The organism is Enterococcus sp. LJL120 (assembly GCF_054871765.1).
In genome coordinates this window covers 15,863-41,933 of sequence record NZ_JBTXLV010000007.1, presented here as the reverse complement: position 1 = coordinate 41,933, position 26,071 = coordinate 15,863, and the positions used below count along the sequence as shown (strand labels likewise).

At 40.0% G+C, this 26,071-nt stretch carries 28 protein-coding genes; 3 read left to right on the top strand and 25 right to left on the bottom strand.

Annotation, left to right across the window (positions count from 1 at the left end):
• The first annotated feature begins 26 nt into the window (after window positions 1-26).
• Window positions 27-779 (top strand): DNA alkylation repair protein, encoded by a 753-nt coding sequence (locus tag ACYSNU_RS12395; RefSeq protein WP_461737530.1) that lies wholly within the window; start codon window positions 27-29, stop codon window positions 777-779.
• A 30-nt stretch (window positions 780-809) separates the two neighbouring features.
• On the opposite strand, the gene ACYSNU_RS12390 is transcribed toward ACYSNU_RS12395, so the two are convergent.
• The 4 genes from ACYSNU_RS12390 to ACYSNU_RS12375 form a co-directional block, all read right to left on the bottom strand.
• Entirely contained in the window at window positions 810-1,811 is a 1,002-nt protein-coding gene (locus ACYSNU_RS12390; protein ID WP_461737529.1) for an acyltransferase family protein, read from the bottom strand.
• 85 nt (window positions 1,812-1,896) lie between these two features.
• The gene (locus ACYSNU_RS12385; RefSeq protein WP_461737528.1) at window positions 1,897-2,640 is read right to left on the bottom strand and encodes a TIGR03915 family putative DNA repair protein; all 744 of its coding nucleotides are present in this window, start codon (window positions 2,638-2,640) and stop codon (window positions 1,897-1,899) included.
• Between the two features lie 18 nt (window positions 2,641-2,658).
• Window positions 2,659-3,978, bottom strand: a complete 1,320-nt coding sequence (locus ACYSNU_RS12380; RefSeq protein ID WP_461737527.1) for a putative DNA modification/repair radical SAM protein — start codon at window positions 3,976-3,978, stop codon at window positions 2,659-2,661.
• Window positions 3,979-4,260: 282 nt separating this feature from the next.
• On the bottom strand, window positions 4,261-5,034 hold the full coding sequence (locus ACYSNU_RS12375; RefSeq protein ID WP_461737526.1) for a DUF4097 family beta strand repeat-containing protein: 774 nt from the start codon (window positions 5,032-5,034) through the stop codon (window positions 4,261-4,263).
• A gap of 212 nt (window positions 5,035-5,246) precedes the next feature.
• Here ACYSNU_RS12375 and ACYSNU_RS12370 point away from each other — a divergent pair, with 212 nt between their 5' ends.
• Window positions 5,247-5,987 (top strand): class I SAM-dependent methyltransferase, encoded by a 741-nt coding sequence (locus ACYSNU_RS12370; RefSeq protein ID WP_461737525.1) that lies wholly within the window; start codon window positions 5,247-5,249, stop codon window positions 5,985-5,987.
• Between the two features lie 215 nt (window positions 5,988-6,202).
• Here ACYSNU_RS12370 and ACYSNU_RS12365 read toward each other — a convergent pair whose 3' ends face one another.
• From ACYSNU_RS12365 to ACYSNU_RS12315, 11 genes are all read right to left on the bottom strand, one after another.
• Window positions 6,203-7,060 carry an Rgg family transcriptional regulator gene (locus ACYSNU_RS12365; protein WP_461737524.1) on the bottom strand — a complete coding sequence of 286 codons (858 nt, stop codon included), beginning with the start codon at window positions 7,058-7,060 and terminating at the stop codon, window positions 6,203-6,205.
• Between the two features lie 87 nt (window positions 7,061-7,147).
• Complete coding sequence (locus ACYSNU_RS12360) at window positions 7,148-8,092, bottom strand: hypothetical protein (protein WP_461737523.1); 945 nt, start codon at window positions 8,090-8,092, stop codon at window positions 7,148-7,150.
• A 349-nt stretch (window positions 8,093-8,441) separates the two neighbouring features.
• Window positions 8,442-9,005, bottom strand: coding sequence for a signal peptidase I (gene lepB, locus ACYSNU_RS12355; RefSeq protein ID WP_461737522.1), 564 nt, complete (start codon window positions 9,003-9,005; stop codon window positions 8,442-8,444).
• A gap of 102 nt (window positions 9,006-9,107) precedes the next feature.
• On the bottom strand, window positions 9,108-10,685 hold the full coding sequence (gene abc-f, locus ACYSNU_RS12350) for a ribosomal protection-like ABC-F family protein (protein ID WP_461737521.1): 1,578 nt from the start codon (window positions 10,683-10,685) through the stop codon (window positions 9,108-9,110).
• 100 nt (window positions 10,686-10,785) lie between these two features.
• Window positions 10,786-10,923, bottom strand: a complete 138-nt coding sequence (locus ACYSNU_RS12345) for a hypothetical protein (RefSeq protein WP_461737520.1) — start codon at window positions 10,921-10,923, stop codon at window positions 10,786-10,788.
• 78 nt (window positions 10,924-11,001) lie between these two features.
• Window positions 11,002-11,571, bottom strand: coding sequence for a signal peptidase I (gene lepB / locus ACYSNU_RS12340; protein ID WP_461737731.1), 570 nt, complete (start codon window positions 11,569-11,571; stop codon window positions 11,002-11,004).
• An 89-nt stretch (window positions 11,572-11,660) separates the two neighbouring features.
• Window positions 11,661-11,882 (bottom strand): YozE family protein, encoded by a 222-nt coding sequence (locus tag ACYSNU_RS12335; RefSeq protein ID WP_461737519.1) that lies wholly within the window; start codon window positions 11,880-11,882, stop codon window positions 11,661-11,663.
• A 24-nt stretch (window positions 11,883-11,906) separates the two neighbouring features.
• On the bottom strand, window positions 11,907-12,413 hold the full coding sequence (gene msrA / locus ACYSNU_RS12330) for a peptide-methionine (S)-S-oxide reductase MsrA (RefSeq protein ID WP_461737518.1): 507 nt from the start codon (window positions 12,411-12,413) through the stop codon (window positions 11,907-11,909).
• 14 nt (window positions 12,414-12,427) lie between these two features.
• Entirely contained in the window at window positions 12,428-13,150 is a 723-nt protein-coding gene (locus ACYSNU_RS12325; RefSeq protein ID WP_461737517.1) for a YpmS family protein, read from the bottom strand.
• Window positions 13,134-14,126 (bottom strand): SGNH/GDSL hydrolase family protein, encoded by a 993-nt coding sequence (locus tag ACYSNU_RS12320; protein ID WP_461737516.1) that lies wholly within the window; start codon window positions 14,124-14,126, stop codon window positions 13,134-13,136. The genes ACYSNU_RS12325 and ACYSNU_RS12320 overlap by 17 nt, the downstream gene beginning before the upstream one ends.
• Before the next feature lie 107 nt (window positions 14,127-14,233).
• Window positions 14,234-15,076: a DegV family protein gene (locus ACYSNU_RS12315; RefSeq protein WP_461737515.1), complete on the bottom strand. Its 843-nt coding sequence runs from the start codon at window positions 15,074-15,076 to the stop codon at window positions 14,234-14,236.
• 125 nt (window positions 15,077-15,201) lie between these two features.
• Here ACYSNU_RS12315 and trhA point away from each other — a divergent pair, with 125 nt between their 5' ends.
• Window positions 15,202-15,855, top strand: coding sequence for a PAQR family membrane homeostasis protein TrhA (gene trhA / locus ACYSNU_RS12310; protein ID WP_265456935.1), 654 nt, complete (start codon window positions 15,202-15,204; stop codon window positions 15,853-15,855).
• A 126-nt stretch (window positions 15,856-15,981) separates the two neighbouring features.
• Here the strand turns inward: trhA and ACYSNU_RS12305 are convergent, their stop codons facing one another.
• From ACYSNU_RS12305 to ACYSNU_RS12260, 10 genes are all read right to left on the bottom strand, one after another.
• A complete protein-coding gene (locus ACYSNU_RS12305; protein WP_461737514.1) occupies window positions 15,982-16,470 on the bottom strand; it encodes a dihydrofolate reductase in 489 nt (162 codons plus the stop codon).
• A gap of 117 nt (window positions 16,471-16,587) precedes the next feature.
• Window positions 16,588-17,535 (bottom strand): thymidylate synthase, encoded by a 948-nt coding sequence (locus ACYSNU_RS12300; RefSeq protein ID WP_461737513.1) that lies wholly within the window; start codon window positions 17,533-17,535, stop codon window positions 16,588-16,590.
• 14 nt (window positions 17,536-17,549) lie between these two features.
• On the bottom strand, window positions 17,550-19,445 hold the full coding sequence (locus ACYSNU_RS12295) for an ABC-F family ATP-binding cassette domain-containing protein (protein WP_461737512.1): 1,896 nt from the start codon (window positions 19,443-19,445) through the stop codon (window positions 17,550-17,552).
• 94 nt (window positions 19,446-19,539) lie between these two features.
• The gene (locus ACYSNU_RS12290; RefSeq protein ID WP_461737511.1) at window positions 19,540-21,651 is read right to left on the bottom strand and encodes a cation:proton antiporter; all 2,112 of its coding nucleotides are present in this window, start codon (window positions 21,649-21,651) and stop codon (window positions 19,540-19,542) included.
• Between the two features lie 28 nt (window positions 21,652-21,679).
• Entirely contained in the window at window positions 21,680-21,955 is a 276-nt protein-coding gene (locus tag ACYSNU_RS12285) for a hypothetical protein (RefSeq protein WP_461737510.1), read from the bottom strand.
• 268 nt (window positions 21,956-22,223) lie between these two features.
• Complete coding sequence (locus tag ACYSNU_RS12280; RefSeq protein WP_461737509.1) at window positions 22,224-22,850, bottom strand: MarR family winged helix-turn-helix transcriptional regulator; 627 nt, start codon at window positions 22,848-22,850, stop codon at window positions 22,224-22,226.
• Between the two features lie 227 nt (window positions 22,851-23,077).
• Window positions 23,078-23,530, bottom strand: coding sequence for a hypothetical protein (locus tag ACYSNU_RS12275; RefSeq protein WP_461737508.1), 453 nt, complete (start codon window positions 23,528-23,530; stop codon window positions 23,078-23,080).
• Window positions 23,531-23,620: 90 nt separating this feature from the next.
• Window positions 23,621-24,823, bottom strand: coding sequence for a CCA tRNA nucleotidyltransferase (locus ACYSNU_RS12270; RefSeq protein WP_461737507.1), 1,203 nt, complete (start codon window positions 24,821-24,823; stop codon window positions 23,621-23,623).
• Window positions 24,820-25,608, bottom strand: a complete 789-nt coding sequence (gene dapB / locus ACYSNU_RS12265; protein ID WP_461737506.1) for a 4-hydroxy-tetrahydrodipicolinate reductase — start codon at window positions 25,606-25,608, stop codon at window positions 24,820-24,822. The genes ACYSNU_RS12270 and dapB overlap by 4 nt, the downstream gene beginning before the upstream one ends.
• Entirely contained in the window at window positions 25,601-25,942 is a 342-nt protein-coding gene (locus ACYSNU_RS12260) for a nucleotide pyrophosphohydrolase (protein ID WP_265456918.1), read from the bottom strand. Before ACYSNU_RS12260 ends, dapB begins: the two co-directional genes overlap by 8 nt.
• Window positions 25,943-26,071: the final 129 nt, after the last annotated feature.

Sequence of the window (26,071 nt, the reverse complement as noted above, 5' to 3'; positions counted from 1 at the left end):
TCATTTTTTTGAGAGAGGGAATCGCTATGAGCCAAAAATTTAAGGATTACTATGATTATTCATATTGTGAGGAACTGGCTGAGAAATTTACGAGGGTCTACCCAGATTTTGACACTAAAAAATTTATTGAACAGCTAACTGATTTGGAGAATTTGGCCTTCAATAACCGGCAAGTGCTCATCGCTGAAGCTTTAAAAGCCAGCCTGCCTCTTTCCTATGAAGAGACAATTGCCGTTTTCACCAAAATTTTAGGCCCTGAGCTTAAAGGCAGTCTGGGAATGTTTACTGAAGGTTATTGGCTGTGGCCGTTAGGAAAATATGTGGAACTCTATGGCACAGTTAATTTTGCTGTCAGCACTGAATTTGCAAAAGAACTAACTAAGCGCTTTACTGGCGAATTTGCCATGCGCCCATTGATTCAAGCACAGCCAAAAAAGGCCATGGACTTATTGATTACTTGGAGCACAGATGACAATCAGCGGGTGCGTCGTCTAGCCAGTGAGTGTATTCGCATTCGTCTGCCTTGGGCCAAAAAAATGACGATTGCTTTGGATTATTTCCCAGAATACACAGAAATTTTAACAAACTTAAAGGATGACCCAGACAAATCCATTCAAAAAAGTGTCGCCAACAATTTAAATGATCTCTATAAAGAGGATCCGGAAAAATTTTCTGAAATTATTTCCGCCTGGTCTACTACTGATTTAAGCAAAACGACAGCATGGATCATCCACCACGCTTCCCGCACAAAACGAAAAGCTGAACAGGCTAAAAGCTAAAAATAACGACCACAAAGATTAGGTGAAGCTCTAATCTTTTGTGGTCGTTTTACGTGGGATTCTTTTAAAAAATTGTTTCAAGGAAACCCGATAATTCTCTAGTCTTTGACTGCCTAAAACAGCAGTCAACAGAAAACTTCCTGCTAACAACAAGAGAAAACCGAAAAAATTAATTTTAAAATCGCCAAAATTAAGTGTCCGCAAGCCCCTGATTAAAAAGCCATGGAGCAGATAGACGGTCAATGTATGACGACCCCAATTCGTAAAGAACATTTTTCTTGTTGGTATTAGGCTTAAAAAGCTGAAGATGCCCACTACACCTAAGCTCAAAACAATCCCCCGCACGATTGCCCCCAATTCGGGAATTGACAGAAAATCATCATAAGGCTTTGAACCAAAAAGCCAGTATTTATTTAGCGATTCATTGACTTGAATGAAAATATAAATACCGATTAGAAGCACCAGCCCCTTGACACGAGCGGCATTATTTTGAATTTTTTTAAACACCTGGGGCGATAAATAAAAGCCTAACACAAAAAACGGCAGAAAAACTAATGTCCGCTGCAGGGTTAGTTCACGGTTGATAAAAGGCAGATAGCCTGCTGTAATGGCAATCAAGAAGGCTAAGATAACCCCGGCTAACGGTGGAATTTTCCCAAAGATAAAAAGCAGCAGATTCCAAAAAAACATCGACAAGAGAAACCATAAGGACCAATGGGGAATCGAAAAATCAATTTGAAAACCCTGCGAACCTCCAACAGCCCAATCATACAAAGAATAAATAATTTGAAAAATAAAATAGGTAGGAACAAAGGTCTTAAAGCAGTTCAGTAAATACCCTGGCCTTTGATATTTTTTAGAAAAGAAACCAGCAATCAAAATGAAGGCTGGCATATGAAAGGTAAAAATCGTGTAGTAAATATCCCGATAAAAATCGCCATCTTCAATAAATGGCTGTAAAAGATGGCCAAAGACCACCAGCACCATCAAAAAAAACTTGGCATTATCAAAATAGCTATCCCGCTCCTTCATACTTCCCCTCCTCAGCCTTTAATTATCACATACTTCCATTATAATTTCCTGTGAAGAGGGCTCATAAAATAAGAACTAACTGTTGTTAATTGAAATCAACCATATTGCCCCGAAAGCGCAATGGGAGATGGCTCATCTGGGCTCTGGGATTGATGCGTTCTTTGATGGTCACCGCTTCAAGAAAAGTCCGCCATTGTTCCTGCTTTTCCCGTTCGATGGTATTTTCGGGAATATTGGGAGCCTGGACATCTTCCATTAAGGTAGTCTGCCCTTTTTCAATCACTGCTAATAATTGTCGGGTCTCATCATAAATCATCAAAGTTTCCAAGGGATAACGTTCAGCAAAGTGCGGGCAAATATACGGTAAAGAAAAATGTTTGGGATTGATTTTGCCAAATAAAATGTTACCGACATATTCAAAACGCAGGAAGCCAGTCAGTAAATGTGCTTCACCATACAAGGCTTTAATGGCTTTTTGCAAATTTAAAATCTCCGGCTGGCCGATAAAGTTTTCTAACGAATCTTTAGTTTGTAAGGCGATTTCGATTGCCTCTAGCAGGCAGACCTCTTTATTAGCTGCAGAAGAATAAAAACCATCTTGAATAAACTTTAAATTGCTGGCAGTCAACCTTTTTTGTAGGCGAGAAAAAATTCTTTGCGCTAGCTCTTCCTGCGTTTCAATCATTTCTTTGACAAATAAGGTAATTGTTGTGTCTTCGGTTGGGTAAATTTCTCCAGGGAACTGGCGCCGATTGAAGGCCGTTAAGACAACGGTCATAAAGCCGGCAAAGCTACCATCATATTCCCAAACTTCAGCTGTCTTTTCCATCTGCAAGCTCCTCACACTCTAATTTGCTAAAAGCAACCGCTGCTCTTTAGCTTTTTGATATTCAAATTTTTCAACATCAAAGAGGCTTAACTGTTCGCCCGCACTTTGAGTGTTCAAGTTTTTTAAAACTTGATATTGCTTGGAGGAAATCAACGAAGCAATAATCCATTCTGGGTCGTGAATTAAGCCGGCAACAGTCTGATTGCCGCACTTAATAAAATACTGGGCCCGTTTCATGACGATGCCGATTTTTTTTAAATCGGCGACATGCAGCGTGTAATATTTGCGGGCCTTCAAAATATTTTTAGCCCCTTTTGGACCAATCCCGGGAATCCGCAGCAATAAATCATAGCTGGCTGTCTGAACATCCACTGGAAATAGCTGGTAATTTTGAATCGCCCAATTGGCCTTGGGGTCCAAATATAAATTGAAATTTGGCTTGTCTACTGTCAAAATTTCATCCGCTGAAAATTTATAAAAGCGCATCAAAAAATCGGCTTGATATAAACGATGCTCCCTTAATAAAGGCGGCTCACTATCAACTGCTGGCAGTAAATTATCTTGATTAACTGGAATATAAGCAGAATAATAGACCCGTTTAAGCTGATATTTTTGATATAAATTTTCGGCAATTTTTACAATTTGCCGATCATTCTCTGGCGATGCGCCGATAATCATCTGGGTCGACTGTCCAGCCGGCACAAAATTTTGCCGGCGGCGTATCGCTGGCACTAACGAATTTTCATTTTTGGTCTGGGTTATTTGTTTCATCGGCTTATAGAGTGCGTAAGGATCTTTGTCCGGGGCAAGTAATGACAAGCTTTCTCGTGAAGGCAGCTCAACATTGACACTCATCCGGTCAGCGAGATAGCCTAACGTGTCGATAAGTTTTTCATCCGTCCCAGGTATCGCCTTCACATGAATGTAACCACGAAATCCTTTTTCATTCCGTAAAATTTCCAAGGTTTTAATAATTAATTCAGTGGTGTAATCGGGATTTTTAATAATTGCTGAGCTGAGAAACAGACCTTCTATGTAATTGCGCATATAAAAATCCATCGTCAAATCGGCGACCTCTTGCGGTGTGAAGGTCGCCCGCGGGATGCTGTTCGATTTGCGATTAATGCAATAGTGGCAATCAAAAATACACGCATTGGTAAATAATAATTTTAATAAAGAGACACAGCGGCCATCCGCCGTAAAGGAATGGCAAATGCCGGCCGCGGCTGTACTCCCAACTGTTCCTTGTCGTTGATTATTTTCAACACCGCTACTGGAACAAGACACATCATATTTTGCGGATTCTGCTAAAATTTCAATCTTTCTGGCTAGCTCCATATCCATCCTCTTTTCCAAAAACGAACAAACGTTTCCTTTTTGTTTATTGTAATAGATAGTGAGCAAACTGTCAAAAAGAAAAAGGCTGTGCCATTAGTTAAAACAGAACCAAACTTTATTAACAATATCTAGTAAACGCTCTTAGATATTGCTAAATTGCAACGAGGCCTACTGGACCAAAGAAGCACACACTCTCTCTGTCTTGCGGACCCACTGGACCACAGAGAAAAATATAGTTTGGGATTTCATCTGTTAAATGACTAATGCCACAGTCTCTGAAAATTATCCTAAAAATTCAAAATTGATATCATCGTTTGAAGTGTACACTTCAATCGTTTTATTCCCGCTACCGCCGTTACCTAAAGTATTGCTACCATTTGAGGTATCTGAGGTCACCGTATAATCACTACGTTTGCCCTGCAGGTAACCGTCAACCCTACCGTTACTTGTCTTAGCAACGAGGGACTCTGTTAAAATTAAATCATCTAAATAAATTTCATCATTGCTTGTCGTTAAATAGGCTGAACCGATGCGAGAAGAATCTAAACTAATTTGCCCATTACTGGTAGTTGCCATCAAGGATTCCGCAACTTTGCCGTCAGAAAAAGTAATTTCGCTGTTACTAGTTTCTAAATTGGCATTCTGACTGACTACATTGATTATTGAGATATCGCTGTTGCTGGTTTTGATGTTTAAATCCTCCAGTGCTGCTTGCGAAATTTCCACGTAGACAGAATTGTCCCCCAACTGGAAATTATTTAAAAAAGAGGTTAAGAAAGCAGACCAATTTTTATGTTTGACTAACACTAACTCGCCGCCATTTTGCTCTATCTCGTAACGGTACTTATTATTTTCCATGTAACTGATGGAAACATAAGGCTCATCCCCATCAATCGCTTCTAAATGAACTTCTGAATTTTGATCTTCAATCGTCAATGAGCTAAGTTCCTCATAGGATTCATAAACTTTTTTGTCTTGACTAACACTTTGATTCAACTGAAAACCTGCCAATAACACAGCTCCAACTAATAACAATCCCACCACTATCTTTTTCATTTTCTCGCCCCCGCTTCATTTTGATACCCTACTATTAGTATACCTGAGCACGGTAGCCAGCAGATTGGACCTAAGACTGATTTTCTCTTACGCAATCAGGCTGAGTGATCAAATTATTTTGAAGTAAACATTTGTTAGCATTTTCATACTCGATAAAAAAATTTAGGTAAACTATCTAAGAGATCTCAAAAAATTTTTAGGAGGCAGTACTCATGTTTAAAGAATATGGAAAACTCAGCAGTTTGATGTACGAACTGACAAAACCCGTTGGCAGTTCACTAAATGGTGATTTGGAATATTATTTAGAAAAATTACAAGCCGTCAATGGACCCATTCTGGAGGCCGGCGTGGGAACTGGTCGCTTGTTGATTCCTTTTTTGCAAAAAGGACTTCAAATTGAGGGGCTGGACTTATCGCAGGAAATGTTAGCCCAATGTCAAAAAAATCTGAAACAGGCTGGCCTCACAGCTTCAATTTGGCAGGCTGATTTAACCAATTGGTCCTCAGAAAAGCAATACGCGGCAATTATTATGCCGACTGGCAGTTTTTGCCTACTGCCTAATAAAAAAATCGACGCAGTCTTAACCAACTTTTATCGACAGTTACAGCCAGCTGGCAAACTGATAATCGATTTAGAATTACCGGTGTGGTATGACAAAAACCAGCTAGACCTTCGGGAAATTCCGATTGATGACACATCGGGAATTCTCTTTACGGGAACGCCGCAACAAATTGACTGGCACCAGCAAAAAACCAGCTACCTGCACCGCTATGAACTAGTCAAAAACGGCATGGTGCTGGAAACTGAGCTTTCACATTTTGAACTTGCATGGTATGGCTTGCGGGAATTCAGCCTACTTTTAGAAAAAGCGAATTTTAAAAATGTTCATTATGAGCTTAATTATAATAAACAAGCAGCAGGTTCATTGATTACTTTTCTTGCAGAAAAATAAGAGAACAAGACTGAGTTTTTCGATAGAAATTTGATTGAGACTTCAAGGTATTCCGATTGATTTGCGAAATGTCTTAACAATTCGTGATGAAACAAAGCAATAGCCTTTTAGGGTTTCATCCTGTACCTCAAAATTTTATGAAAAGTAATTTACAGCGACTCCCAAAAGTTAGACCAAAAATCTTTTTTTTTGAGACCACTTCAGTTTACCTCATATCAGCAGGTCTCTTTTTGAAATTGTCTTTTTTCTTCCATTAAATCAGCTAAGTAACTATCTTTTTCAAGCATGGCTAAAGCGGCTTCCCCTTTGGCAATTAACGTCTCATCTTTATCAAAAATCCCTTTTCGCACCATGGTGAAATAATAAAAATGATACAATTCCAACTTTTTTGCTAAAGTTAGGGCTCGTTGATTCAATTTTTCAGCCTGCAGATAATCCTTATTACGAATAAAAAGGCTAGTGAGGTTCAGATACACCGTTAGAAAATAACTCTGCAACGGTGCAAAATCTTCATAACGGGATAGTTCTTTGAGAATCCTTTGACCAATAGCTAACGCTGTTTCACTAGGAAAGTAAACGACAATCGTGCTAGCCATTTTTAATTCTGATAAGGTCCAACCATTCATTTCGTTCAACCGCTGCCAAAGCTGCGCCAACTTTTGTTTTTCTGGTTCCTTTAGGTCATCAGCGGCAAGATTTGGCGCAGCTAGCATAACCTCTGCAATCAGTTTAATTTCCCTGACTTGAAGATCAGCTTGTTCTTTTAGGTAGTCTTCTGCCAGCTGAATCACACCGTTCAATTCTTCTGAATGGCTATCATCAGGGATTTGGGAAAATTTTGCTAAAATTTTTCTCTTAGGATTGTCTCTTTGCAGCAAAAAAGCCAACTCATCAAAACTGACATCTAGTCCATCTAAAATATGGACTAACGAATGATAACTGGGACTGTTTACATTATTCTCGATTTTTGATAAGGTCATCCGCGCCATATAATCGCCACAAATTTGTTGTTGCGACAATCCTTTTGCAGATCTGATTTCTTTTAGAACGGTGCCGATTGGCTTTTTAGTCATGGCAAACTCCTTTTTTCAAAATGAAATTTCACAAAACATTACTAGCTGAATTACTCAATGAAAAAAATTTATTTTCAATGACCTATTTTAGCTATCAGAAAGTTCAATCTCTGCTGCCAATTTCGCATTAATCTGCTTAATTTTTTTCCGTGTGTGGTCCACGTAAAAAACCGCAATATTTGCCACCTCTGGCACGGCTTTTTGATAAGCAATTAGCCGCTCCAGCTTCAAAACGAGCTCTTGTTTGTTTCCCAGAACTGCGGCCACCAAAATCTGCAGATGGAGATAGCGAATCAAATGGACTGTGTACCAATTTAAGCGGGGATTGTTTTCCATCAGTTCTTGAACAGCCACCAGCTCCTCTGGCAAGTCTTGAAAATCTTGTCTATGGGATGTGTTCATGGAATAATTCACGAGGTTTAGCATATAGTGATTGGCCCAGTCAGAAAAATAATCTTGATATCGCAAAAAATTACTTTTAAAGCGGGGCAGTAAGAGACGACGAGTCTCCCGATCAAAGCAGCCACTGAGAAAGCCAAAATTTTCCAGCTCCCTGAGTCCCCAGCTCTCAATTTGCAGGAGATAATTTTGCATAAACTGATATTCATGGTTAAATTCTGGTGGCAAACTTAACTCCTGTTGCCAACTAGTTAAGATATTGTAATGGACTAAATAAGCATAAAAGCGTTCTTCTTTTTTAGAGCTGTCTTTGTATTGCAGATAAAATGCCATGGTGGCCCCATTTGATTTCGAAAAGACATCAGCTGAATCCTCCTGCATTAATTTTGAAACATAGAGATCGAGATTTTGCGGCGCCAGCTGATTGCGTTGGTTATGTAGAAATAGAAATTCATCGACTGAAAAAATACCGATATTGTATAATAGCGGCGTTAGATTTTCGATACTAATTTGATTTTCCCCTGACTCGAAACGATAAGCTGTCGTGCGACTGATTATTCCACCATACGCTTCCATGACTTGAAAGCCCCGCTGAATTCGTAGATCTCTAAAAGTTTCCCCATAAGTTGCCATTGAATCACCTCGCTTTGTTTCAAAAATGAAACAATGATTTTCTTCAGTTTACGCTAGCCAACCTTTAAAAACAATCATAATTTTTTTTTTGAAAGATGTACATTTAGAGGATTCGGTAGTTTGAGAAAAATACCAGAACAATCAATTCTTCCTGATTGCTGAAAAATTAATTAAACTTTTTAGTGTTAGTATGTTTTCTATGATAGGCTATTTTCCATGAAATAGTTGGCTGACGATATTTTTTTTGGCAAAAAAATTCCAATACTCTCCTGAATTCAAGTAGGGCTACATACAAAAAAAACCAAGACACCGATTGCTTCAGTGTCTTGGTTCATCATTATTGAATAGTTTAATTACTGCTAGCCGTGGTATCTTCGGGAATATTTAATTCTCCGAAGCGATCAAAGGGCCACATCGCAAATTTCGCATTTGCGGTGATTGATGATTCTGGAATTGGACCAAAGTAGCGACTGTCCTTGGAATTTTGGCGGTTATCCCCCATTACAAAGTAATAGCCTTCAGGCACGGTGATTTCTGCAAAATCCTCCGTTAATTGCTCTCCATAAGCTAACTCGCTTTTGTATTCATCTAGATAAGGCTCATCAACTGCCTCACCATTGACATATAAAATATCTGCTTGATAGGTAATGGTATCACCTGGCAGACCAATTATGCGTTTAATATATTCTTCCCCTTCATGACCTTCATCGGGGGCATCTAAAGCCACGATATTAAAGCGATTGATACCGCCAACTTTTAAACTAAAGAGCCATTCGCCATCCTGTAGCGTAGGATTCATCGATTCGCCGATAACAATCACCGGTGTGAATAAAAAAGCTCGAGCGGCAAAAACCACTACCACAACAATTACTAACCAAAGAATATCGCGAATATTATTTTTTATCCAGTTCATTTGTCACCCTACATTTCTTCTTTTATCTAAATAATTATAGCACTCTTGTTAAAATCAGCAAACCAAATTTCTAGAATTTGCCAGATAATTAATTCGCAACTCCTACGTGTCATAATTTTCAAATTTAGTGAGAGTGCCCGCTTCAATTCTCAGCTCTTTTTGGCAGACTTTTTTCAAGAAAAAGCGGTCATGGGAAACCAATAGCAAGGTACCGGAATAATTTAAAAGAATTTCTTCGATCTCTTCTCTAGTAGCAATATCCAAATGGTTGGTGGGCTCATCCATAATTAAAAAATTGATTTCTTTTTGCAGGATTTCTAAAAGCGCCAAGCGCAGCTGCTCACCACCGGATAAATTTTTAACTCGTTTAAATACGTCAGTCGCATAAAAACCAAACTGAGCAAGTTTTCGCCGCGTTTTTTCTTCCTCGCCAATAAATTCTTGGGTGTAGGAAAGGAGTGTTTCAAGGCTGTCTTTAGTAGGCAGGATTTGCGGCAAATAGCCGACTTTGACGGAAGCAGCGAGCTTAACGGAGCCCTCGTCAGCAGCAATATCATTCAAGATAGCTTTAATCAAGGTACTTTTGCCACTACCATTTGCCCCTTTTAAAGCAACTCTTTCTCCGCGGAAAATCGTGAAATTCGCATCTGAAAATAATAGTTCTTCCCCGCCGAACAGAGCCAAATCCTTTACAGTCAGGATTTCTTTGCTGACTTTTTTAGTTGTTTTGACAGCGGCCAATTTATTTTTTTGCTCTGTCGGCGCTTTGATTATTTCAATCTTAGCCAATCGGCGCTCTAGCTCTTTGGCTTTACGGAAGAAATCTTCGTTATCCCCTTCGTGGCCCCACTGGCGGAATTGGCGAATTTGTTTTTTCAGCCGCAAGATTTCTTTTTGCTGCAGCTCAAAATTTTTCTGAATTTCGGCAATGCGGGCTTTTTTCAGCTCGATAAAGCGTTCATAATTGCCGGTATATTCAATCAGCTTGCCTTCTTCAATCTCAAAAATTTGATTGACTGTGCGATTTAAAAATTCCCGGTCATGACTGATCAAAACATAGCTTTGCTTAGTATTTTTTAAATAATTTTCTAACCATTCAATTCCCGCTAAATCCAGGTGGTTGGTGGGCTCATCTAAAAATAAACAGTCGGCTTCGGTCAATAAAACCTTCGCAAGTTCTAAGCGTAAACGCTGACCACCGCTTAACTGATTGACACACACGTCAGCTTTATCCCCTAAACCAAGACCTTTTAAAGTGGTCGTAATTCGATCGCTTAACGTATAGCCGCCCAATTCTTCATAGGTTTGTTGTAGGCGACCATATTTTTCCAATAGCAAATCAAAATCAGCCTGAGGATTTGCCAGTTCCGCTTCAAAGTGCCGCATTCGCTGAGCAACATTTTCAATCTCAGTAAAGTTTTTTAATAAATAGGCCTCCACTGTTAAATCAGAATCCATTTGAATCTGAAGGAGTTGGCTGATACGAATTCCTTTTTGGCGGCTTACTGTGCCGCCATCGACACCCTCTTCACCAGCTAAAATTTTCAGCAGGGTTGATTTACCACTGCCATTTGCACCGACTAAGCCAATTTTGGCACCTTGGTTAATCGTGATGGAAAGTTCGTTGAAAAGCGGATCTCCGCCGAAATTCTTGTTTAATTTATTGCCTTGAATAATCATTTGTCTGCTCCCCTGTCAGACCATCAAAAAAAAGTCATGGAAAAATCCATGACCTGTTATCTTTTTAATCGTAGTATATGTACGAGAATACTTTTAATGGTCATTGATTTACTTGTTTTATGCTATTTTTAGACACACTTCTCCCTAAAACAGTCCAAGTGAAACCAATTGCATGGCTAAAACTGACATGATATCTTTGATAATTATCAATGTTTGTTATTTTTAACCAGCGTCCCATCTCTGTATCCTCCTCTCTGAATGGTTAAGTTAATTTTAGTATAGCAAATTTCATAAAAAGTGCAAGCTGTTCAATGCCTCAATGCAGCCATTTAAAATGCTGAATTGGATAATACACCAAACGGACAATGCCTAAAATATTGTCACCGCTGACAGCTCCAAAAGAGCGGCTATCCTTAGAAGCTCGCCGATTGTCCCCTAACACAAAGTATTGATCCGTACCTAAAGTCGTCGAACCAGTCAGCTCCTCTAATGTAAAATTGGTCGTATAAGGAGCGTTACTGGCGGTATCTCCCTGCTGATTATTCGTTAAAAAATCTTCGGCAACTATTTCGCCATCAATTAAAAGCTGATCATTTTGGTAGCTGACACTTTCACCGGGTAAGCCAATGACTCGTTTGATATAAATCCGACCATCAGGTTCTTGAAAAACGATAATGTCAAAGCGATCAACACTGCTGATGCGCTCCATCGTCACCATGTCGCCTTGACTCAAGGTGTTTTCCATCGAATTGCCAACCACAGGTACTGGAATCAATAAAAAGCCACGAATCACAAAGGCCAGCGCAATTGCGACCACGGTCAGTTTAACAATTAGCCAAAAACGCCCCCATACTTTATTTAATTTGGCCCGCTTTTCTGGCGGCAGCTCCTTTTTAGGAAAACGTGATCGCCAATTTTGGCGAACTGTTGTCCACCAGGATTTAAATTTATTGATCACGCAGCCTGCCTCCTTTTTTAGCGATTATTTTCGATATATTTTTCCCAAAGGGTATCAAAGTCATCCATATTCCCAACATAATGGCCTTCAATTTCCAAATAGCTGGAGATTTCATGATAATCGCTGGATTGTTTAGGAAATTGAATATCATTGCCGATCTCATTGGCTAACTTAGTTTCAGTGATTTTAGTATTGGGACCTCTTAACGTCATTACATAATGATAAAAACTGCGTTTCATCCGTTTCTTCCCTTCGTTAAATTGTTACCAGTTTTCTTTGAGAAACTGCTCTCTTCTGGCATGATTTCGCTGGAAATTCTCAGGATTTTTTTTATAATAATCCTGATGATAATCCTCTGCTAGAAAAAATTTTTGCGCTGGTTCAATGGCTGTGACAATCGGCTCTTTAAAGCGACTACTAGCTGCTAGTTCGGCTTTGCTGTTTTCAGCCGCCACCCGTTGTTCTTCATTGAAATAAAAAATCACTGGCCGGTAATTGTCGCCACGATCTTCAAATTGGCCCAAAGCGTCTGTCGGGTCCGTTTGCTGCCAATAGATGTCGATTAAATCAGAAAAACTGATTTTCTCCGGGTCAAAAATAATTTCAACAGCTTCAGTATGACCTGTCCCATGGGATTTAACTTGTTCATAGGTTGGATTTTCAACGTGTCCACCGGTGTAACCGGAAAAAATCGATTGAATGCCCGGCAGCGAATCAAAAGGCTGAATCATACACCAGAAACATCCGCCGGCAAAAATTGCTCGTTCCATCACTATCTCCTCCATCACTCTTCGCTATCTGTCGTTGAGTCTGTTGAGCCGACTGTTTCCCCCGGCAAATAAATACTCAAACGCAGCTCATCATCAATTAAATTAATTCTCTCAGCCCGCAGCCGTAAGCCGCCCACATCAAATTCATCGAGATGCAGGATGACCGTCTGATCGTCAGCATTAAATTCTACCCAGTCGGGAAAATCAAAATTGCGCCGCACCATATTTAGCATATCTGTAATCGGCATATTTAAAGCGCCAATTGACAAACTGGTAGCCCGCAATTGAACATTGCCGTTTTCTAAAACATACGGATCAAAGTAAAAATAAAAGGTAATCGGAAAACCGAATAGTGTGAATTGACCGGTCAAGAGTGCTTCATTGTCCAAATAAAAAGAATAAGTTACCTCTTGCCCTTGTTGAAAATCTTCTAAGTAATGATCAATCAAGGCATTCACATGTTCCTTATCCGTATTAACTGACAAGAGGGCATCTCCCGTTGGAATGTCGGTCTCGACTAGATTCGTCGCATCTTCTCTGGGCTCAAGCACCCGCATGACGACAAAAATCCCGCTGCCGACAACAATCGCCAGCAAAGCAAAAAAAGTAAGTTGCCAAGGATTGAGCTTTAATTTTTTAGGATTTTTGGGGCCGCCATTTTTTTTGATTTTCCCTAATGATTTCTGGGGATTTTCTTCAACCGGTTGCTCTTGCTCATGATTATTGACTTGTTTCACTTGGCACTCCCCCTTCAGGCATCCACAATGCTTCTGTATTGATTAATTCATTGCGTACAGCATTGGCGATTAGCTGATAGCCTAAATTGTTTGGATGAAAATTATCGCCGTCATATAATGCATTGTTGCTGGTACTTCTGGTGCTGGAGTCAATTGTAGAGGACTCTGCTGTGCTGGATTCAACCGTTGACGAAGAGGTCGTTTCAGCCGTATCTAAAGTAGCGGCCGAATCCATTTCCTCATCAGAAACATCTTCTCCAACGCCTACGTTCCCGTTGACTCCTTGATACAATAAATCATTTACCGGAATAAAGAAAGCATTCGCCTCTGCTTCGACAATTTCTTCTGTACTGACATTCCAATTATCAAAAATTGTTTGGATTTCCGTGATTTCCGAAAAACTTAGATAATACGGATTGTAAATACCAACAACATAAATCGGCGCTGTGGCATTTTGCTGGCGAATCAGGTCAAACATTTCCTCAAGGCGCCCTTGGTATTCCTCCATTGGCTCGGTAAAGGTCTCCACGCTTAAATTATTAAAAAAGTTTTGCTGAAAAACCCGCAGCAAATCATTGCCGCCGACAGTCACTGTGATAAAGTCAGCGGTCTGCAAACTCGCCTGCAGGTCGCTATCATTGGTTAAGCGTTTATTAATTTGATCGCTGCGCTCTCCCGCAACACCAAAATTACTATCGTTAACCGTTCTAAAGCCATAATAATCTTCTAAATTATTGGCCAGCAGGTGAACAAAGCCCCCTTGATTGGTGACATCGCCAACGCCTTCTGTTAAAGAATCCCCGACCGCTGTATAATTTAGCTCCGTTCCCGCATTGGCCTCCCTAACTTCTTCAGAGGCGACATTCCAGCGGGGCTGAGCCTTTGGTACCAATTGATTTAAAATGATAATCGTCAAACCTAAGACCACTAAAAAAGCCATGATAATTATCAATATTTTTTTATGAATTGTTTTCATTTTTCGCCACTCAACTTCTTTGAAATCGATAGAAAAAAAGGAATTGGCAGTTAGTTTCACAGGATACTTCCTGAAAAACTAACCAATCCAATACCTGCTTTCAATCGTTAATCAGTATAATACATGATCGCAAAAGCACCCGGTCCAGTATGGGTTGCAATAACTGGATTGGTGTGCAGTACAGTAATATCTTTATCCGGGAAAAGATCCTTTAACCCGCGATAGAAATCTTCTGCCAATTCTGCGGCATTGGCATGGGAAATGCCAATCTTACGAACAGTTGTCAGCTTTGACAACTCGGTTTTTAATTCATCAAACCATTTCATAAAAGTTTTAGTTCCCCGGCCTTTTGCTACAGGCACTAATTCTGCATGTTCAAAATTCATCACAACTTTAATATTTAAAAAGCTGGATAACATGCCGGTCACCCGACTAATGCGGCCGCCTTTGACTAAGTTATCTAAGCCGGCTATCCCGATAAATAATTTGCCATTGTTTTTAACAAGCTCAATTTCTGCTAAAATTTCTTCACGGCTGGCGCCTTCTTCGGCTAGTTGAGCCGCTTGTATCACTTGAAAAGCTAAAGACTGATCAGTAAAGTCACTGTCAATTACCGTGACCTTCGTGTTGGTCAGATGACTAGCTTGGCGAGCGGCTTCCACGGTACCGCTTAAATTTTTCGTCATGTGAATGGAAATGACTTCACTACCATCAGCGCCTAATTGGTCATACAACTCGACAAACTCACCGATTGGTGGCTGTGAGGTTTTTGGTAAAGCCTTCGCTTGGGCCATCATTTTCATGAAATCTTCACCGCTTAAGTTATCATCGTCTCGGTAGACAACACCGTCAATCATAACAGACAAAGGCATCATGTGTATGTTTAAATTATCCCGTAGCGATTGCTCCATTGTACACGAAGAATCCGTCACGATCTTAATTTTTTTCATTGATTGATCACTCTCTCTTTAAAAATATGGACATTACGTGGTAAAATAATCCTAGAATTTATTCTTTCATAGTATAACAGACAAAAGTTTTTTTTTCATTAAATTAAGAAAAGGAAGTCGATTTCATGGAAAACAGCAAATTCACCAGGAACTATTGGATTTTAAATGAAGTCCTAAACGCCGTGACCCACGGAATTGGGTTTGGCTTAAGTGTAGCCGGATTAGTCTTACTAATCATCAAAGGAGTTGGCTTGGACTCACCGATTCGGGTGGTCTCTTATACCATTTATGGCTCGATGATGATTCTTTTATTCTTGGCCTCAACACTTTTTCACAGCCTAATTTTCACTAGGGCGAAAAAAGTTTTCCAAGTCTTCGATCACAGCTCAATTTTTTTACTGATTGCCGGCAGTTATACACCTTATTGCCTAGTTAGTATTCAAGGTTGGCTGGGCTGGACCCTCTTTGGTTTAATTTGGACCTTTGCAATTATCGGCGTAGTCTTTAAGGCAGTCACTTTGCACCGAACTAAAAGTGTTTCCAAGGCCTCGACAATTATTTATATTATCATGGGCTGGCTCTGTTTAATTGCGGCGAAACCTTTATATGATTCCTTAGGCGTGGCTGGCATTAGCCTCTTAGTCGCTGGCGGCCTTTCCTACACAATCGGCGCTGCCTTTTACAGTTTAAAAAATGTTCGCTTTATGCATGTTGTCTGGCATTTGTTTGTTATGTTAGGCGCGGGCTTTATGTATTTTTCAGTTTTATTTTACACCTGATAAAAAATGATGTCATAAAAATTAGTTTTAACCAAAAAATCCTCCGATGAAAAATAAATCATCAGAGGATTTTTTTCGTTTTAATTTAAAGTTCCTTTTGAAAATTATGTAAAAATAAAATTAGCACTAACCTCTTTGATACGTTTCATATGATTGGCTATAGCGGTTTTTCTCATCGATTTCCCCTTCACTGACACTTACCAGATGCCATTCATCCCAATCCAAATTGGGAAAATAAGTATCCCCTTCAAATACATGACCAATCACGGTCCGATATAAAATCGTGCAATAGGGTAAAAATTCTTTGAAGACGACTGAGCCCCCGGTGATAAAGGTAATCCCTTCGTTCTCTTCAGCATAGTTTAAAACAGCTTCAATATCATGAAAGACCCTAACGCCCTCCGCCTGATAATTCTCGTCACTCGTCAAAACAATGGTTTGGCGATTAGGCAATGCTCGCTTGCCCATCCCCTCAAAGGTTTTGCGTCCCATCACAACCGTATTATTTTCAGTCATATGTTTAAAAAACTTTAAGTCGTTGGGAACGTGCCACGGCAATGTTTCATCCTTGCCGATTAATCCCTTTTCATCTTGCGCCCAAATAGCTGCTAACATTTTAGTTCTCCTTGTTCATTAATAAGGTAATAATTTTTTTTGCAAAAAATTAGATCGATTCTCACGCCGTTTACCATTCCGTTAAAACTAGTTGTCGTAAATCCATTAACTACCAAACTATACAGCAATCGGTGCTTTAATTGTTGGATGAGGATTGTAGTTTTCAACAGTGATGTCTTCCATTTCAAAATCAAAAACCGATTGTTTGTCGGGATTTAAGACCAAGGTCGGAAACTCTCTAACATCTCTGTTCAGTTGTTCTTTCATTTGCTCAATGTGGTTGCTGTAAAGATGCGCATCTCCTAAAGTATGGATAAAATCACCCACTGCTAAACCTGTTTCATGGGCAATTAAATGCGTCAGCAAAGCATAGCTGGCAATGTTAAAAGGGACCCCTAAAAAGACATCAGCACTGCGCTGATAGAGCTGGCAGCTAAGTTTGCCATCATTGACATAAAATTGGAACATCGTGTGACAAGGTGGTAAAGCCATCGTTGGCACATCTTCTGGATTCCAGGCTGAAACAATTAGACGGCGGGAATCAGGATTGGTTTTTATCATTTCAATGACATCTTTAATCTGATCGATAAAACTACCATCGGCAGTCTCCCAATGACGCCATTGATAGCCATAAACTTTCCCTAAATCGCCATGCTTTTTAGCAAAGGCTTCATCGGCGACAATCTTTTCACAAAAAGCTGCCAATTCTTTTTGATACGCTTGATTAAAGGTTTCATCGACTAAACTGCGACGGCCAAAATCCGTCATATCAGGTCCGGTATAATCGTCACTTTGAATATAACGTTCAAAGGCCCACTCGTCCCAAATATGGTTTTTATTTTGCAGCAGGTAGCGAATATTGGTGTCACCTTTCAAAAACCAAAGCAACTCGCTTTTAATTAAACCAAAAGGCACTCGTTTAGTTGTTAATAACGGAAAGCCTTTCGTTAAATCAAAACGCATTTGATAGCCAAATAAACTATACGTACCAGTACCAGTGCGGTCGCCTTTATGATTTCCTTCTGAAATTAATTTGCGGCCTAATTCTAAGTAGGCTTGTTCCACAAAAATCCCTCCGTTTAACTGAATTCGCTGAGATATTCCCAACGTTCTAACTTTTCATCCAAGCTTAATTGGGTTGTCTCAACTTCTTGTTGCAACGCTTGTAGTTTAGGAAAATCAGAACCGGTATGATTCATCTCTTCTTCAAGTTCAGTAATTTTTTCTTCCAATAGGGCAATCTCATCTTCAATTGTTGCCCATTCTTTTTGTTCCATATAGGATAATTTCGTTTTTTCTTTAACCGGGCTATCGGATTCCCCACTGGTTGTGCTTGTTTTGACTGGTGTAGCTTCTTTAGGTTTAGTGAACGTTTCAGCGGCTGCTAAATACTCACTCATATTCCCAAAATAACTGACAATCTTCGCTGCACCTTGGAAAACAAGTAGCTTTTGGGCAACTTTGTCTAAAAAGTAACGGTCATGGGAAACGCAGATAACAGCGCCAGGAAAGCTTTGCAGATAATCCTCTAAGACCGTCAACGTAGCGATATCTAAATCGTTCGTCGGTTCATCTAATAATAAAACATTTGGTTGTTGAATCAACAATTTTAACAGAAATAATCGGCGTTTTTCACCGCCGGATAATTTACCGATTTTCGTGCCGTGCATGAAACGGGGAAATAAAAAGCGTTCTAATAATTCAGCGACGCCAATTTGAGTCCCATCACTTTGCTTGGCCGTTTCTGCAGCCTCTTGTAAATAAGCAATCATTCGTTTTTCTGGATCCATCTCTTCATTTTGCTGAGTGTAATAAGCCAAGTGAACAGTTTCGCCGATTATATAGGTTCCTGAATCCAATGGCAAGCGTCCAGCTAAAATATTTAAAAGAGTTGACTTACCGGCACCATTTTGACCGGTAATACCCAAACGTTCACGGGCTTGAATCAATAAATTGAACTCCCTGAGAATCGGCTGCTGTACAATCGTGTAGTCACCGCTTTGGATTTCTAGAACTTGTTTACCTAAGCGCTGTGTCGAAATATTGATTTCCACATCATCATTATTTTTTACCTGATAAAGATTATCCTGCAAATCTTCAAAACGATTAATCCGCGCCTGCTGCTTCGTTCCCCGTCCTTGAACTCCAGCCCGCATCCACGCCAGCTCTTGTTTATACAGCTGCTTGCGTTTGCCTTCTTGCTCTTGAGAAATTCTTTCCCGCTCAGCTTTTTCAATAATATAAGCTTCATAATTGCCCTTGTATTCATACAGCTTGCCAAAGCTCAACTCAAAAATCCGATTGGTAACCCGATCTAAAAAGTAGCGGTCATGAGTGACCATCAAAAGAGCGCCACGATATTGATTCAAATAGCCCTCAAGCCATTGAATCGCTTCATAGTCTAAATGGTTGGTCGGTTCATCCAACAATAATAAATCCGGTTCATCAATCAAAACCTGCGCCAAGCCCACACGTTTTTTTTGACCGCCGGAAAGCTCTTTAATTTTTTTGCCAAGGGTTGAGATGCCTAATTTTTGTAAAATAATCTTGGCATTGGTATCCGTCAGCCAAGCGTCTTCTTTGTTCATCGCTTCTTCGGCTTGAGCATATTGTCTTTGAACACTTGCTTCGCCGCCTTGCTCATCTAAGGCCAACAGCGCTGCTTCATAATTGCGAACCGTGCGAATCAGTTGATTGTCCCCTTGAAAAACCGCCTCTAAAACGGTGAGCTCTTCATCAATCGCCATGTCCTGTGAGAGATAGCCAATCCGATAATCATTAGGATATTGAACGGCAGCGACATCGCCGTCACCACTGTCACGCCCCGCTAAGATATTTAATAAACTTGTTTTTCCGGTGCCATTGACGCCGATCAAACCAATGCGGTCTTTTTCATGAATCAAAAAAGACATTTGGTCAAACAACGTCTTCTCACCATATGTTTTGGTTAATTTGCTAACTGTTAATTCTTTCATGTCAGCCTTCTTTCCCTATTAAACGGCTGAATTTTTTAAAACAGAACCGTCTTATTTTTCTGATTTTACCACAAAAAAAGTGAGAATTACATTGCTAATTCTCACCATCTTCATTTTGCGACACTTGGGATACATTTTTTTTGGTACCGCCTTTGCGCCGAATTAAGAGACTCAAAGGTTCCCGTTCATTGAGATTATTAATTGAATAAGATTCCAACAGATTCACTTCTTGACGGAAGGAATTGGCCTCCAATGTCGAAATTTTTTCAGAGACTTCATAGCTATCAATAATCTTCCGTTCTAAATAATAGCCGCGAATCATTTCTTTTTCATAGACAGGTTCTTGTTGAATGGTCATGGCCGTAATTAAAGTCCCTTGATTGATGCGGCTTAAAAGAATTTTCCGTTTATTCGTAAAATATTGTAACAAACTCTCATCGTAAACCCCTTCTAAGTTTTCAAAACTGTCGAAGATTAATTGGGAATTATGCTCCAATAACTCACGAATCGCTGTCACGTCTTTTTCATTTAACAAACGATTTCTCGGGGTGCGATTGCGTTCCCACCATAATCTTGGATGAGTGAATATGACAACAATCTGGCGGACAAAGATGAGCCAAAAGCCTAAAAAGGACAAAATTTGCCGGGTAACAGAGTTTTCAAAATCAGCGATAAAACGGGAATAAAAGCGATAACCGTTGGCACTGATTTTGCCCTCCCGATAACTGCGGTCCAAGCTGTCTTTTTCAATCGAAATAATTAAGGCTTGTAATTCTTGGACTTCCTGTTTTTCTGAATTAGTCATATGTTGGCCATGGAGTTCACTGATGCGGTCCTGATAATTATCAATCACCGTTTCAGCTGCAATATTTTGAATGGCCTCAGGTTTTGTCGGCAGCTCTTGATTCAGTTCATCCATCACTTCCCGCAAAATATCAATATTTAAACGGTCAGTTTCGGAGACTTCCTCCGGTTCATCGCCGGCTAGTAACGGCAAGACTAAAATCCCCACCAAAAGCGTCATCAAGATGACACAAGCGGTGATGAAAAGTAAAAGTGAACGATATTCAAAGGTCATATCGTTAATGGTTAGCGGCAAAATAAAAATAGTCGCTAAGCTGACAGTCCCTTTTACTCCACCAAAGGTTAAGACTAAAATATCATGAAACTGGCTGCGTAATTTTTTAAAGCCATCTTTAAAGCCCCAAAAGACTGTGATAAAGACAAACCGTAAAACAAAAAGCATAATCGTTATCACAACGACGACAAAAAATAAGTGCCAGTTGGAATACACACTACTTTGCCAAATTGGTGAAAAGACTTGAGATAATTCCACACCAAGAAAAATAAAGACTAAAGCATTCAGCATAAAGGCCATCGTTGACCAGGTAGTATCCGAAACATTTGAAAGTTTCGCATCAAAAATGCTGACTTTTTGAAACTCAGAAGCCTGCAAAACACCAGAAACGACAACTGCGATAATCCCTGAGACATGAAATTCTTCCGCGATTAAATAGGCTAAAAATGGCAGCAGCAATTCAATCAGCAAATAACCGGCTACATCTTTGGCAGCTGCTTTTTCGATTAATTGAACGACTTGTCGTTTCAGCCAGACTAAAATGACTCCCACCAAAATCCCGCCGATTGTTGAAAAGAGCAGTGTTTCAGAGGCATTTAGTAAAGAAAAACTACCGGTTGTTAAAGCGGCGATGGCAAACTGAAAGGCGGTAACGCCGGATGCGTCATTTAACAGGCCTTCCCCTTCAAGAATTTGTAGGGAGCGCTCTGGCAAAGAAAGACGACCAGATAAAGATTTCACCGCAACGGCATCCGTTGGGCCTAGTGCTGCGCCAAAGGCAAAGCAGGCCGCCAAAGGAACCGTCGGCAGCAAATAATAAAGTGTAACCCCCACACCCAAAAGCGTGAGGATTACACCACCGAAAGCCAAAAATATGATTGTTCCGAGATTATTTAACAAAGCGCGAACATTGATTGTTTCACCCTCACGAAATAATAGCGGCGCAATAATCATTACCAAAAATAACTCAGGGACAAAGGTAATATCACTGCCAATCTCCGTCATCCCGATTAAAACTCCAAAAAATATTTGAATCAAGGGTAAGGGGATGTTCGGTAAAATTCGGTTTACCACATTTGAAATGGTTACGGCAAATGCAAAGACGATAATTATCTCAACTAATGTCATAACATCCCTCCCGTTCTATTTAAAATTTTTAGGCTTTCTTCCCACAGAGGGTTTCCAACCAATTTTTCTTTTTCTCTAAAATCTTGTCTTCAACTTCTGTCAATTGGGTATTATTGCCATCAATTTGCATTTGCGTTCTCTTAGCTTCCAAACGCAACAATTCATGTTTCGCCCGTTGACAACGATAATAAAGAAGCGGATTACCATGCTTTAGCTCGTTTTTCTTATTCTTAAGCTCCTCAGGTGTTAACTGTTTGTATTGTTCCTTCAAGGCGCTTAAGCGAGCTTCAAAATCCTTAGTCATGATCAAATGATCCTCCTTTTTAACTGCGGTAATTATAGCAGAGAAAGAATAAAAAAACGACTATTTTTTGCTACAAAAAGAAACTGGCTAAAATTCTATCAGCAATTCTTAATAATTCAGTTTTCCTGTTGTCGGTGGCAGCTTTTATCACTTAAAAAAAACTTTCACAGCTAGCTTTATTGCCGAAAAACAGTGAAATCAAAAAGACGCAAAAAAAGTTTGAAGAAATCCTCTTCAAACTAATTTTACCACGATTTAGTTTATTTGTTTAAAAATCTGTCCAATCTGCTGTTCTTTGATCATCTTGTCTGTCTTGATGGCGACAGCCCTTTTGAAATTCACCATGATGATGCGGATGGTGATGGTGATGACCTGGTCCGTGATGTGGGTGGCCACCACCGTGAGGACCCTTAGGACCAAAGTGATCCATGAAATCTTTGCGGCTGTCGAAATCATCGCCAACTCTTTCGCTGATTGCTTCGTTCAGCTTTTCAATCAATGCTGAAAATTGCATTTTTTCTTCATCGGAAAAGACATCAAATAAATCGATGGCAAAGCTCGGTTCTTCGGCAATTCTTTTGGCCTCAGCTTGACCTTCATCAGTCAGGGAAACCAGCATTACCCGTTTGTCTTCATCAGAAGGCGTCCGCACGATCAGCTGATTTTTTTCTAATTTTCCCAACAGCTCGCCAACTGATTGTGGGCGCAAGCCTAAAATAAAAGCCAAATCTTTTTGGGAAATATTATCTCGCATCGAAAGCAGCGTTAACACGCGGCCTTGTCCCCGATGAGGTGAACCAGTTTTTCCTTGTTTGTGCATTTCCATTGCAAAATAGCGCCGTAGACGACCATCAAATTCTAAAAATTGTTTAGTTAAATCTTTTTCTTCTGTCATCATTCATTCTCCTTTTTGAGATACATTTTCGTTTTAAAAAAATTAATAAGGTACCTTACATCTACATAATACAGGTACCTTATTAATTTGTCAACTTCATATCGATTACTTCTTAAGAAATGTTTAACGACAGTGAAATTTTTTCATTTAAACAGCAGTTGAAAATTTTTTTGCTGCAAAAAAACCCGCTTGATTGCAACAATCAAGCGGGTTTAATAGCATTATGTTTAAAAGAATTCAGCGTAGACTTCATCAACGGTTTGTGTTGGGTCAATCACAATGTACAAGCTCTTATTCTTTTCAGAAACTTTGGTAGATTGATAAACATTATCCAAGCCTTCAGTATCTTTGTCTTTGTAAGGGAAATAAACTAAGTCAGGAGTTCCCGCACGATAGATGATTTCCATTCTTTCGATATCTTCATATTTTAATGCTCTAGCAAACATTCCTAATTCTAGACCACCTAAATTGATATCAGTTGTGGTTACATGATCGCCTTCTGGGAAGATTTCGATTTTAAAGCCTTCACTTGGATGAATTTCAACGAATTCACTGCCGTTGATCCGACCAAAACTAGTTGAAATACGTTTAATCCAGAGGTCACCAATATAGCGACGTTCAACAGTCCATGTTTCACCATTGCGGAAATAGAATTTTAATGCTGTCATTTCTTTTGCCATGATAAATTCTCCTCACTTCTTTTTACTAACGATTTAATTTTATCATATTTCCAGTAATTAAAGCCATCAATCTGATTGCAGACTGAGAAATTAACTTTTCTCGGCTGCCATCGTCAATAAAGCCTTTGAATCATTGGCAACTTCACCATTTAAAACCGCTAACTCCAGCTCATGCAAAAGCTCGCTGACCCATTTGCCAGGAGGCTGGTCTGAACTTGCTAAAATTTCTTTGCCGCCGATTGCCAGTTCTTGGAGATGATGAATCGGCAGTTCTTGATATTTTTTTTCTGCCAATAGACTTTGATTTTCTTGAGAAAAAAAAGGCCGCAGCTCTTCCACTAAAACGACATCTACTCCAATTTCATAAAGCATCGTCGCCGTCCATTCTTGTTCCAAGCGAAAATTTAAACCCTTTAATAAATTCTGGACTTGTTTAATCATCTGATTCGATGTTTTCCAAGCTTTTAAAAAGGGTTCGACTGCTTCAGGCGACAAATTCAAGCATTTTAACAATAAAGTCCACGCTTGAGCTTCTGTTTTGATAATATCCTCGGGTAAATCAGCAAAGCGCAGTAAGGCTGCCCCTTGATTTTTTAAGCCGGGACAGTATTCAAAGCATTCCGTCTCCACAAAATATTTCAAGCCTAAAGAGCGGTATTCTCCTAAGAGTAATTTCACAAATTCGACGTTGATACGTTCCACGGAAATTTTTGCTAAAAGCGCATGATTTTCTTCAATTGCCGCTGCCGTCTCTGACTCTAAAGAAAAGCCCAACTGACTGACAAAACGCAGGCCCCGCATCATCCGCAGAGCATCTTCCCGAAAGCGTTCATGGGGATTGCGCACAGCCCGAATAATTTTTGCCGCCAAATCCTCCAGTCCATTAAATAAATCAATAATTTCACCGTCTTCTTCTAAAGCAAAAGCATTAATCGTAAAATCCCGACGCTTTAAATCCTCCGCTAGATTACGAACAAATTCAACTTGATCGGGACGACGAAAATCTTGATAGGTCGACTCCGTGCGAAAGGTGGTAATTTCATAGGTCTCTTGATTGTCGGCTAAGACCATCACCGTACCGTGTTGAATGCCGACATCAATTGTCCGGGGAAAAAGAGCTTTAATCTCTTCTGGAAACCCGCTGGTGGCAATGTCCACATCGTGAATCGGTTTAGCCAATAAAACATCGCGCACGCTGCCACCAACAAAATAAGCCTCGTATCCGGCTGCTTTTATTTTGCTTAAAACTGGCAAAGCTTTTTTAAACTCTTCAGGAATTGTTTTTAATCTCATAATAGCTGATCAAGTCCATAAACTAATTCCTGCAGGCCAACAACTTTTTCACAGCCAATGGCCACACCGGTCATAAAGGAAGAACGGTCATAAGAATCATGACGGATGGTCAAACCTTCGCCGACACCGCCAAACTGCACTTGTTGATGGGCAATTAAGCCCGGTAAGCGAACACTGTGAATCCGCATGCCTTCAAATTCGGCCCCACGAGCGCTGACTAAAGTTTCTTCTTCATCCGGATTGCCTTGAATTTTCGGCTGGCGGACTTGACTAATCATCTCAGCGGTTTTAATCGCTGTGCCGCTAGGAGCATCCAATTTTTTATCATGATGCAGCTCAATAATTTCCACATCAGGAAAATACTTAGCCGCTTTTTGTGCGAATTCCATCATCAAGACCGCGCCGACTGCAAAATTGGGAGCAATCAAGCCACCGGTCTGCATTTCTTTTGAAAAGGCAATCAATTCGGCCACCGTTTCCTCAGTAAAGCCAGTCGTGCCGACAACTGGAGCAATTTTATTGGCTAAAGCAAAGCGGGTGTGCTCAATGGCATAGGCTGGAATTGTAAAGTCAATCCAAACCTCTGGAGCAACAGCGAGGATCGCTTCTTTTTCATTGAACACCGGCACATCAACAGCACCATATTCTGAGATTTCATTTAAATTTTTTTCTTTGGCAATCGGGTCCAACACCCCCACCAATTCAAAACCTTCGTGTTCCAAAACCATTTTAGCAGCTGTGCTGCCCATGCGGCCTTTAAAGCCGGCGACAACGATTTTAATCATGGGTCAAGCCATCCTTTCTTTCAAAGCGAAATTTATCCCGCCGATTAAATTTTTCCATATTTTTTTCAAAGGCTTCCGTTAAGTCAATGTCTAAAGAATTCGCCAACATCAATGTGACAACTAAAACATCAGCCAATTCCTCACTAACAGGTTTTAAACCTTCAGAAGCTTTTTTTTGCTTCTCCCCGTAATAATGATTGATTTCTCTGGCCAACTCGCCAACTTCTTCCGTCATGCGGGCCATCTGGGCCAACGGCGAAAAATAGCCGACTTTAAATTGGGAAATATAATCATCAATTTCTTTTTGCAGCGAACTCAAAGAGCGTTCTGTCATTATTTTCACCTCAAATTCTCCTCTATCTTATCAAATCCACGAAAAAATTCCTAGCTGAAATCCCTTTTTACAGCCTTCACTAAAAATTGAGAAAAAAGACAAAACGTGCTAAATTGGACAATAGAGTAG